This window comes from uncultured Mycobacterium sp., assembly GCF_964249325.1.
GTDB lineage: Bacteria > Actinomycetota > Actinomycetes > Mycobacteriales > Mycobacteriaceae > Mycobacterium.
In genome coordinates, this window is record NZ_CAXUCH010000154.1 from 1 (window position 1) to 10,448 (window position 10,448).

At 65.7% G+C, this 10,448-nt stretch carries 9 protein-coding genes and 1 pseudogene; 1 reads left to right on the top strand and 9 read right to left on the bottom strand.

The window, feature by feature from the left end:
* The 6 genes and pseudogenes from ACFE99_RS17375 to ACFE99_RS17400 all read right to left on the bottom strand — a co-directional run.
* Nucleotides 1-196, bottom strand: a pseudogene (locus tag ACFE99_RS17375) (ribokinase); the annotation flags it as partial.
* Between the two features lie 271 nt (nt 197-467).
* Nucleotides 468-1,751 carry a fatty acid desaturase family protein gene (locus ACFE99_RS17380; RefSeq protein ID WP_375487440.1) on the bottom strand — a complete coding sequence of 428 codons (1,284 nt, stop codon included), beginning with the start codon at nt 1,749-1,751 and terminating at the stop codon, nt 468-470.
* A 91-nt stretch (nt 1,752-1,842) separates the two neighbouring features.
* A complete protein-coding gene (locus ACFE99_RS17385; protein WP_375487442.1) occupies nt 1,843-2,988 on the bottom strand; it encodes a ferredoxin reductase in 1,146 nt (381 codons plus the stop codon).
* 90 nt (nt 2,989-3,078) lie between these two features.
* Complete coding sequence (locus tag ACFE99_RS17390) at nt 3,079-3,588, bottom strand: DUF6912 family protein (protein WP_375487456.1); 510 nt, start codon at nt 3,586-3,588, stop codon at nt 3,079-3,081.
* A 14-nt stretch (nt 3,589-3,602) separates the two neighbouring features.
* Nucleotides 3,603-4,457, bottom strand: a complete 855-nt coding sequence (gene ppk2 / locus ACFE99_RS17395) for a polyphosphate kinase 2 (protein WP_375487444.1) — start codon at nt 4,455-4,457, stop codon at nt 3,603-3,605.
* Nucleotides 4,458-4,485: 28 nt separating this feature from the next.
* Entirely contained in the window at nt 4,486-5,886 is a 1,401-nt protein-coding gene (locus tag ACFE99_RS17400; RefSeq protein WP_375487446.1) for a wax ester/triacylglycerol synthase family O-acyltransferase, read from the bottom strand.
* A 169-nt stretch (nt 5,887-6,055) separates the two neighbouring features.
* On the opposite strand from ACFE99_RS17400, the gene ACFE99_RS17405 reads away from it, so the two are divergent.
* Entirely contained in the window at nt 6,056-6,565 is a 510-nt protein-coding gene (locus tag ACFE99_RS17405; protein WP_375487448.1) for an Rv3235 family protein, read from the top strand.
* 9 nt (nt 6,566-6,574) lie between these two features.
* Here the strand turns inward: ACFE99_RS17405 and ACFE99_RS17410 are convergent, their stop codons facing one another.
* The 3 genes from ACFE99_RS17410 to secA all read right to left on the bottom strand — a co-directional run bounded on the left by ACFE99_RS17410 (nt 6,575) and on the right by secA (nt 10,202).
* On the bottom strand, nt 6,575-6,892 hold the full coding sequence (locus ACFE99_RS17410) for a hypothetical protein (RefSeq protein WP_375487450.1): 318 nt from the start codon (nt 6,890-6,892) through the stop codon (nt 6,575-6,577).
* Between the two features lie 90 nt (nt 6,893-6,982).
* Complete coding sequence (locus ACFE99_RS17415) at nt 6,983-7,297, bottom strand: hypothetical protein (protein ID WP_375487452.1); 315 nt, start codon at nt 7,295-7,297, stop codon at nt 6,983-6,985.
* Between the two features lie 73 nt (nt 7,298-7,370).
* Complete coding sequence (gene secA, locus ACFE99_RS17420) at nt 7,371-10,202, bottom strand: preprotein translocase subunit SecA (protein WP_375487454.1); 2,832 nt, start codon at nt 10,200-10,202, stop codon at nt 7,371-7,373.
* Nucleotides 10,203-10,448: the final 246 nt, after the last annotated feature.

The window sequence follows — 10,448 nt, forward strand, 5'->3', positions numbered from 1 at the left end:
GCGAACGCGCGTCGCCGGCGCCGGTCGGATCGACCACCCGCACGTTCGACAACGGAAAGAGCTGGGTGCCGCCACCCCAGACGGCCAGATCGCCGGCGCCGGGTATGGCCACCGCGACCAGATCGGGTCCGGTGTCGAGCAATCGCCGAGCCCAGTCCGTTGCGGTGTGCCCCGAGTCGACAGGTTCACCGGCCATCAGCTCGGCTTCCTTGGCGGGTAATCGCCGACCACTCCGATCAGCGCGACAGGCACCCCGAGCTGGGCGAGACCGACAGCCTGATTGGCACCCTTGGCACCTAGCAGTTCGCGCCGCTCCACGACTGGCGCGGATCCACCGCTCTAGGGTAATTCAGCGCAACGCAGCACCAGATCACGGCCGATCTGACCGACCACTACGACACTCATGGTGTCTGAGTGCCCGTCGTCGGCTAAGTCGACGCGCGGCAATCAGACCAACGTCTCAGTGGTTAGGCGGCCAGGTCGTCGCCGCCTTCGGCACCAAGCGCCTTGGGACGCTTGCTGCGACGCCAGCCCCGCACGGTGGCGATCGCGGTCTTCAGCCCGCGCCGGCGCCCGGTGGACGGATCGGTGCGGCCGAAGCCCTCGAGGCCCACGAACATTTGCTCGCTGCGGGTCTCCGGGGCATTGTCGGCGGTGTCGCGCAGGTACTTGTTCGGCAGCGACAGCTTGGCGATCGTCCGCCACGTCTTGCCGTACTGCACCAGGAACGGGCCGGTCGTGTACGGCAGATCGTACTTGTCGCAGATCTCGCGCACCCGCACCGAGATCTCGGCGAGCCGGTTGCTCGGCAGATCGGGATACAAGTGGTGTTCGATCTGGTGGCACAGGTTGCCGCTCATGAACCGCAGCACCGGCCCGGCGTCGAAGTTGGCACTGCCCAGCATCTGGCGCAGATACCACTGGCCTTTGGACTCGCCGGCCATGTCGGTCTTGGTGAACTTTTCGGCTCCGTCGGGGAAATGCCCACAGAAGATCACCGCGTTAGCCCACAGGTTGCGGATCACGTTGGCAGTCGCGTTGGCCTTCAGCGTGGCCATATACGTCGCTTCGGGCGACAAGGACGTCAGCGCCGGGAACGCGACATAGTCCTTGACGAGCTGCCGAGCGGCTTTGCGCCCGAACTCGTTGATCCGAACCCGGGTGTCTTCCGGGGCCGCCCGACCCTTGAAGATCTTGCCGAGTTCCACGTGCTGCAAGCCGACGCCCCATTCGAAGGCGACCGCGAGAATCGTGTTGAACACGACGTTGAATAGGTTGTGGCGCTTCCAGCGCTGGTCGCGGGTGACGCGCAGCATGCCGTAGCCGACATCGTCGTCCATGCCAAGGATGTTGGCGTACTTGTGGTGCACGAAGTTGTGGTTGTACCGCCAGTGCTTGGAGGCCCCGAGGTTGTCCCACTCCCAGGTTGTCGAGTGGATCTCGGGGTCGTTCATCCAGTCCCACTGGCCGTGCATGACGTTGTGGCCGATCTCCATATTCTCGACGATCTTGGCCACGCCCAGCGTTACTGCGCCTGCCCACCACGCCGTGCGTCGCGAGCCGGCGGCCAGGAGCACCCGGCCGGTCACTTCGAGGGCGCGCTGCGCGGCAATGGTGCGGCGGAGGTAGCGGGCGTCTCGCTCGCCGCGGGAGTCTTCGATGTCTTGACGGATGGCGTCCAGTTCGACGGCCAAGTTCTCGATGTCGGCATCCGTGAGATGCGCGAATACCTCGATGTCAGTGACGGCCATACCTTGCCTTCCTGCGGTCGGGGACTCGCTGTCCTACGGTATCGTAACCTACGAAACCGTAAGTTACCAGCGGGTAGCAGCTAAGAATCGCTTAGATATCGAGTACGCAGTCACCCGAAGCTGCCGAAACGCAGGTCTGAACCCGCGTGCCGGGCTCGTGTTCCACGCCGGTCCGCAAGTCGCGGACGTGGCCGTCGACCAGCGGAATCACGCACGATCGGCAGATGCCCATTCGGCATCCGAACGGCATCTGCACACCCGCCCGCTCGCCGGCGTCCATCAACGACGTCGCCGCATCCACCACCGCGGTGCGACCACTCCGGGCGAACGTGACCGTCCCGCCCGCCCCGGCAGGGGCTGCCCGAGACACCGCGAACCGCTCCAAGTGCAGCCGTTCCGCCGCGCCCGCCGACGACCAGACCCTCTCCGCCTCGGAGAGCATGCCTTCGGGGCCGCACGCCCACGTCTGCCGTTCCCGCCAGTCGGACACTTCCTCATCGAGGCGGGCAAGGTCAAGCCGGCCCTGCGTGCGGGTCGTGCGCAACCGCAGCTGATAACCCGCGTGTTCGCGTTGCAACTCGGCCAGTTCGGTAGCGAACATCACGTCGGATGGGGTGGGCGCCGAATGCAGGTGCACGATGTCGGTGATCTGGTCGCGGCGCACCAAAGTCCGCAGCATCGACATCACCGGCGTAATGCCGGTTCCCGCCGTCAGAAACAGGATGGCCGGCGGCGCGGGGTCGGGCAGCACGAAATTTCCCTGCGGCTCGGCCAGCCGGACGACCGTCCCGGGCGCGACACCCTCAACTAGGTGGGTGGATAGGAAACCTTCGGGCATTGCCTTGACGGTGATCGTCACCGTGCGCGAGACCGTCACCGGGCTCGACGTCAGCGAATACGACCGCCAACGCCAGCGGCCGTCCACCAGCAACCCGATGCCGATGTACTGACCGGGCTGATAGTCGAAGCTAAAACCCCAGCCGGGTTTGATGACCAGCGTTGCCGAGTCGCGCGTCTCGCGGCGCACTTCGACGACCCGACCCCGCAGTTCCCGGGCCGACCACAGGGGGTTGGCCAGGTGCAGATAGTCATCGGGCAACAGCGGGGTCGTGATCCTGGTGGCGATCCGGCGCAGCATGTTCCAGCCCGGATGGTGTTCCGCGCCGACGACGGTCGGCTGTTCAGTGTCGACGACGTCGGCGGTGATTTTCGCGATTTTCTTCTTCGTTGGTTCCATAGGAAGCTCCTGCTGACTGTGCGGCATGCGGCTTCCGCCCACGCGATTAACCTACGGTACCGTAACCTACGGGTCCGTATCCAGCCGTGGCTACAGCAGCTCAAGCAAGAACGGCAGCTCCTGGGCGGCGTACCAGGCCAGATCGTGGTCCTGGGCGTCGCCGACCAGCAGTTCGGCATCCTCGTCGCCGAGGTCGGCGGCGTCGATGGCCGCGATTGCCGCTGTCACCGCGGCTTCCGCGGCAGCAGTGTCGACAAACGCCGCGACGATGTCGTCGATTGCAACGGGCCCACTCAGCCGCACTACCGCGTGGTCGAGATCCGGGCGAAGCGTGACGTCGTCGAGGTCGGCGACCAGCACCGCGCGGCGCGGCGGTAATTCGTCATCGGAATCCTCGCCGCCGCCGGCCAGCAGCCGCAGCGAAGCCAGTGCGGCCTCCCGCAGGGCGACCTCGGCAAGCTCCTCGTCGTCACCCTCGGCATACGACTCGCGAAGCGCGGGCGTGACCGCAAACGCCGTGCCGTTGACGGGCCGCAGTGAACTGTCGGCGACCAACCGCTGCAGCATCGCCAGCGTCGCAGGGACATAGACCCGCATCAGCCGACTGTAACGGCCTACTTGCGGTCACCCAGCAACGTTGCCACGTGATCATCGACATACCTCGACAATTCGCGCGGCGGACGCTGATAGTTGCCGCTCATTACCGGACGCGTGGGCAGCTTAACCTTCGGCTTTTCCACGTCCTGGTAGTCGATTGTGGACAGCAGATGCGCCATCATGTTGAGCCGCGCGTGCTTTTTGATATCGGATTCTACGACATACCAAGGGCTGAGCGGGGTGTCGGTGTGCACCATCATTTCGTCCTTGGCGCGCGAATAGTCTTCCCACCGATACAGCGATTCCAGGTCCATCGGGCTGAGCTTCCATTGCCGCACCGGGTCGTTCAGCCGGGCCTTGAACCGTCGCAACTGCTCGTCCTCGGACACCGAAAACCAGTACTTGCGTAACAAGATACCGTCTTCGATGAGCATCTGCTCCAAAATTGGAGTCTGGCGCAGAAACAGCGCATGTTCTTGCGGCGTACAGAAACCCATGACTTTCTCGACGCCGGCGCGGTTGTACCAGGACCGATCGAAAAGCACGATCTCGCCTTTGCCGGGCAGGTGCGCGACGTAGCGCTGGTAATACCACTGGCCGCGTTCGCGATCGCTGGGGGCGGGCAATGCGGCGATCCGCGCAACCCGGGGATTGAGGTATTCGGTGATCCGTTTGATGGTGCCGCCCTTGCCGGCTCCGTCTCGGCCTTCGAAGACCACTGCGATGCGGGCTCCGGAATGGCGTACCCATTCTTGCAATTTAACGAATTCGGTTTGCAGCCGGAACAATTCGGCTTCGTAGAGGTCGTTGGGGATCCTTCGTTTCGCCGGCTTCGGTTTCGCCTTTGTCGTGTTGGTGGAGTTCTTGCTCACACCAGCAGATGCTAGGTGCGTGCGTCGGCTACTTCGCGGCTTCCAGCAATTCTTCGAGCGACTCAGCTAACAGCGACGGCAGCACGTCGACGTCGCTCATCGCCTCACGGTCGGCGTTGATCCCGAAATACAGCATGCCGTTGTAAGACGTCACACCGATGGCCAGCACCTGGTTGTTCAGTAGCGGCGGAACCGCGTAGGTCTCCAGCAGTTTGGCCCCGGCGATATACATCTGCGACTGCGCCCCGGGCGCGTTGGTGATCAGCAGGTTGAACAACCGCGCCGACATGCTGGTGGCCACCCGAATCCCCATGGCGTGCAAGGTTGGTGGCGCGAAGCCCGACAGCGTGACAATGCTGCGGGCGTCGACCAGGCTGCCCGCCGAGGGATTCGACTCGGTGGCATGGGCGATCTGGGAGAGCCGCACTACGGCGTTGCCCTCCCCCACCGGCAAGTCGATGAGGAACGGTGTCACCTGGCTGATCGCCTGGCCGGGGCTGGAGGCGTCGTCGTCGGGATAGACCGACATCGGCGCCATCGCGCGGATGGTTGCGGGTGGCGCCACGACCTCACCGCGCGAAAGCAGCCAGTTACGTAGCGCGCCGGCGATGACGGCCAACACCACGTCGTTGACGTCGCAGTCGTAGCGTGCCCGTATCGCGCGGTAGTCCTCGAGCCGCCCGCGCGCGACCGTGAACCGCCGGTTGCGCGAGACCGGGGCGTTGAGCGGGCTGTTGGGCGCGGTGCCGCGCGCGACTGTGCGCACGACGTTGACCAACCGCCGGCCCACGTCGATCAGTAGCCCCGAGTTGGTTACCGCCTCGACAAGGCCGGAGCGGACGGCCTGCAGCTGCGCCCCAGGCCGCGACACCCAGTCACCGATGGCGCCCAGCAGCAGACGGGTGGTGCCGGGGTCGCGGCCAGGTACCCAGAAGTCCTCGGGGAAGGTCGGCGGACGCCGCGTCCGGTCGGCGATGACGTGGTCGATCTCCAGTGCGTTCATGCCGTTGATCAGCGCTTGGTGTGACTTCGTGTAGAGCGCGATGCGGTTTTTGGCCAGCCCTTCGACCAGGTACATCTCCCACAGCGGGCGCGACTTGTCCAATGGCCGGGCAGCCAGTCGGGCGATCAGCTCGTGCAGCTGCTCGTCACTGCCCGGGGAGGGCAGTGCGGAGCGCCGGATGTGGTAGGTGATGTCGAAATCGCGGTCGTCGACCCACACCGGCCTGGCCAGGTTCATCGTGACCTCGCGGACTTTCTGCCGGTAGCGCGGGATTTGCGGCAGCCGCTGCTCGACGGTTTCCAGCAGCGTCTCGTAGCTCAGCCCGGTGCGCGGGCGCCGCAGGATCGACAACGAGCCGACATACATCGGCGTGGCGGTGTTCTCCAGCCGATAGAAGGACGCGTCCGACGTGGACAACCGCGGCACGGCCCGTCCCCCTTGATGTTTCGTGCACTTCACCGTCGTCGCTCACCGTAACCGCCAGCTCAGGGGCTGTGCAGGGCGGGTACGCGGAAACGTCGGTTCGCCGCCACACAAACGTCTGCCACTCTCCAGCAGGCCCGCTTCTGTTCGCTCGACCGCTGGAGGGTGCACCTTGACCATTAATCTGGACGGCTGCATTGCCGTCGTGCCCGTTGTCGACTACGAGCCGCCGCCGCGCGACGTGCAGCACTGTCGGCCGGTTTCCCCGACGGCGCTGCGGCGTCCCAACGCGCGGGCATCCGGCCGCGCAGCCGCGCACCACCCGGCAGCGGCCATGTCGCCGACGCTGCGGGCGGCGGCAGATTTTGCCGATGCAGCACTGCGCCGCGTGCTGGAAGTCATCGACCGGCGCCGGCCGATCGCCCAGTTGCGTCCGCTGCTGACACCGGGACTTGTCGACTCGGTGCTCGCGCTCAACCCCGGTGCCGCCAGTCGCCACGGCGCAGCGGTGCTGCGCCGGGTGCGGCTACAAGCCGTCGGACTGCACGAGCGGGCGAAAGCGGCAGAGGTGTTCGGCACGTACAGTCGGGGTCGCCGGATACATGCCATCGCCTGCCGCGTCGAACAACTGCCGGCCGCAGACGGAAACCGGTGGCAAGTGGTGGCCTTGCACATCGGTTGACCGGCGCGCTCAACCTCCCGTCGTCGGTTCCACGAACACGCGGCCTATCGCGAAGATCCCCCGCTGTGGGAAGTAGAAGTCGGCCATGCGTGCTTGCTCGGCGAGTGGCCCGACGGGGCCGAGGTCCTCGCCTTCGACGACGGCAGTGCTGTCGGTGACACACCAGATCCGCAGTGGATTGGCATCGAACTGCTGGCCGTTGGACGTCTGTCCGCTCAGCCTGGCCTGGCCGGCGCCCAGAACCCGGCCCGCGCGGTGGCCGACCAGTGACAGGACCGAACGCGAACGCCACAACCTGTTCGGCATCGAGGACCCAACCAGACTCATCGCGCGAGTCACCGGCGTGGAGCCGAGCTGGATCGTCCAGTTGACCGCGGCGTCGTCGAGAGTCCAAATCCGCAGCCGCCGCGGCGTTTCTCATTCGAGCCCGATCGGTGCGAGTCGGGTGCGCTGCACCTCGGCGCCGAAGTAGCGGCTACAGGCCACCTGGCACGGCGCCGACTCGTAGAAAGTCCACCTGCCCTGCGGATCACGATGCCAGATAGAAGTGAAGGCCTCGCCTAGCGACGACGCGGTCCACCGGCGCAACCCGAGCACGTGTCCTGAGCGAAAGGGCAAGCCCATCACTCCGTAACCGGAAACCCGCTCACAGGTCGCCGCGGCCAGTACCGGATATTCCTCGACGTGCCGGGCGAACTCCGCTGGCTCGCTCATGTTGACGTTAGTAGTCATGCCCACGATGCTGCAGCGGCCCCTGACATGGGCGCATGAGGGGTTTGCCTCAAATCGTCGACCTGAAGGGCGGTTAGCGCTTCTTCGCCGATTTCGGCGGCTTGGGTCCCCGGCCTTGCCGACGCGCGGCTTCCCGCCGCTCGCGCCGACTGCCACCGCTAGGTACCCCGGCCGGCGTCTTCTGCGCGCCACCGTTGCGCTGCACTTGAGCCGACCCGTCCTCAGCCGGACCGGAATACGTCAAGGCAGGCGACTCGGTGTCAATACCCTTGGCGCGCACGGCCTTCGGGACTGGTTCCCGAGCTCCGACGCCGACGCGCTGTTGCGCTGTAGCTGCCGCTGCCGTGGCGAACTCGGCCAGATCTTCCGCATCTGCGACCGGGGGGGCCTCGGGTGCGGGCACCGGCTCGACCGCGACGTTGAACAAGAAGCCGACCGACTCTTCCTTCAACCCCTCCAGCATGGCTACGAACATGTCGTAGCCCTCCCGCTGGTACTCGACCAGCGGATCGCGCTGCGCCATCGCGCGCAGGCCGATGCCCTCTTTGAGGTAGTCCATCTCATAGAGGTGTTCGCGCCACTTCCGGTCGATGACGTTGAGCAGGACACTGCGCTCCAGCTGACGCATCGCACCGTCGCCGGCAAGCGCCTCGATCTCGGCTTCCCTTGCCGTATAAGCTCTTTCGGCGTCTTTGAGCAGCGCGTCGAGCAGCTCCTCGCGAGTGAGCTCGCCCGGCTCGCCGACCGCCTCAGGGTTGAAGAGATCCTTGTGGTCGATGCCGACTGGATACAGCGTCTTCAGCGCATCCCACAGCTTGTCCAGATCCCAGTCCTCGGCGTAGCCCTCGACCGTCGCGCCGTTGACGTAGGCGGTGACGACGTCGCGCACCATCGAGAGCGCCTGCTCCTTGAGGTTCTCGCCTTCCAGGATGCGGCGGCGCTCCTCGTAGATGACCTTGCGCTGCTGGTTCATCACCTCGTCGTATTTGAGGACGTTCTTGCGGACCTCGAAGTTCTGCTGCTCGACTTGGGTTTGTGCGCTCTTGATCGCGCGGGTCACCATCTTGGCTTCAATCGGCACGTCGTCGGGCAGGTTGAGCCGGTTGAGCATCGCTTCGAGGGTGGCGCCGTTGAAGCGGCGCATGAGTTCGTCGCCCAGCGACAGGTAGAACCGCGACTCGCCGGGGTCGCCCTGGCGGCCGGAGCGCCCGCGCAGCTGGTTGTCGATGCGCCGGGCCTCGTGGCGCTCGGTGCCCAGTACGTATATGCCGCCGGCCTCGATCACTTCCTTGGCCTCTTTGGCGGCCTCCGCTTTGACGACGGGCAGCTCTTCGTGCCAGGCCTGCTCGTATTCGTCCGGCGTCTCCACCGGGTCTAGGCCGCGCTCGCGCAACCGCTTGTCGGTGAGGAAGTCGACGTTGCCGCCCAGCACGATGTCAGTGCCGCGGCCGGCCATGTTGGTGGCGACGGTGATCGCACCGCGCCGGCCGGCCTCGGCAATGATGCCGGCCTCTTGCTCGTTGTATTTGGCATTGAGCACGTTGTGCGGGATGCGGCGCTTGGTCAGCAGCCGCGACAGATACTCCGACTTTTCGACACTGGTGGTGCCGATCAGCACCGGCTGGCCCTTCTCGTAGCGCTCAGTGATGTCGTCGACGACCGCGAGGAACTTGGCTTCCTCGGTCTTATAGATGAGGTCGGACTGGTCGGCGCGGATCATCGGCTTGTTGGTCGGGATGCTGACCACGCCGAGCTTGTAGATCTCGTGTAGCTCGGCCGCCTCGGTCTGGGCGGTGCCGGTCATGCCGGCCAGCTTGTCGTAGAGCCGGAAGTAGTTCTGCAGCGTGATGGTGGCCAGCGTCTGGTTTTCGGCTTTGATCTCGACGTGCTCCTTGGCCTCGATGGCCTGGTGCATGCCCTCGTTGTAGCGGCGGCCATACAGCACGCGTCCCGTGAATTCGTCGACGATGAGCACCTCGCCGTCGCGGACGATGTAGTCCTTGTCGCGGTGGAACAGCTCCTTGGCTTTCAGCGCGTTGTTGAGGTAGCTCACTAGCGGGGAGTTGGCGGCTTCATAGAGGTTGTCGATGCCGAGCTGGTCTTCGACGAATTCCACGCCGATCTCGTGCACGCCGATGGTGCGCTTGCGCAGGTCGACCTCGTAGTGGACGTCCTTTTGCATCAGCGGGGCGATGCGGGCGAACTCGGTGTACCAGTTGGTGCCACCCTCGGCGGGCCCGGAGATGATCAGCGGGGTGCGGGCCTCGTCGATCAGGATGGAGTCGACCTCGTCGACAATCGCGTAGTGGTGCCCGCGCTGCACGCACTCCTCCAGCGAATGCGCCATGTTGTCGCGCAGGTAGTCGAAGCCGAACTCGTTGTTGGTGCCGTAGGTGATGTCGGCGGCGTAGGCCGCGCGGCGCTCGTCGGGGCCCATGCCGGCCAGGATCACGCCGACGCCCAGGCCCAGGAACCGGTGCACGCGGCCCATCCACTCGCTGTCGCGTTTGGCCAGGTAGTCGTTGACGGTGACGATGTGCACGCCCTCGCCGCCGATTGCGTTGAGGTAGGCCGGCAGCACCGAGGTCAGCGTTTTTCCTTCACCGGTCTTCATCTCGGCGACGTTGCCGAAGTGCAGCGCCGCCGCGCCCATCACCTGCACATGGAAGGGGCGCTGGTCGAGCACCCGCCAAGCTGCTTCCCTGGCCACCGCGAACGCCTCGGGCAGCAGGTCATCGAGGCTTTCCCCGTCGGCGTGGCGCTTCTTGAACTCGTCGGTCTTGGCCCGCAGCTCGGCGTCGCTGAGCTTGGCGACGTCGTCGGACAGGGAGTCCACATAGTCGGCGACCCGTGCCAGGCGCTTGACCATGCGACCTTCACCAAGGCGCAGCAACTTCGACAGCACAGCTATGTCCCCCGTGGGTAGGCGGAGTTTCGGGCGTACTCCATGGTAGGGGACGAGGTGGCGGTGTCCCCGCCGCGACGATCGCAAGCGCGGCGCAGCCGGGCGCAGCGGGTCGTCGCCTGAGCAGCCGTGCCACGATCGCAAGCGCGGCGCAGCCGGGCGCAGCGGGTCGTCGCCTGAGCAGCCGTGCCACGATCGCAAGCGCGGCGCAGCCGGGCGCAGCGGGTCGTCGCCTGAGCAGCCGTG